Source organism: uncultured Tateyamaria sp., assembly GCF_947503415.1.
In the GTDB taxonomy this organism is placed as follows: Bacteria; Pseudomonadota; Alphaproteobacteria; order Rhodobacterales; family Rhodobacteraceae; genus Tateyamaria.
The window spans coordinates 1-203 of sequence record NZ_CANNDS010000018.1 but is presented as its reverse complement, the minus strand read 5'-3'; the positions used below and the strand labels follow the sequence as shown (position 1 = coordinate 203).

The window sequence follows — 203 nt, the reverse complement described above, 5'->3', positions numbered from 1 at the left end:
TCGCCACCCTGCGTGTTGTCGTTGAACACGTCGGCACCCTGGTTGAGGAACACCTCGTCCCGGCCATTGCCGCCAAAGACGGTGTCATTGCCATTGCCCGCGTTCACCGTGTCGGCCTGGTTCCCGGCAAAGATCAGGTCGAACCCGCCCCCGCCATTGATCAGGTCGAACCCGTCGCCGCCCGCGAACTGGTCACTGCCCGC

Annotated in this window: 1 protein-coding gene; it reads right to left on the bottom strand. The window is 65.0% G+C overall.

The window, feature by feature from the left end; translation table 11 throughout:
• Nucleotides 1–203, bottom strand: a 203-nt coding sequence (locus tag Q1A32_RS23935) for a calcium-binding protein (protein ID WP_369427640.1), incomplete at both ends; no start/stop codon positions are given.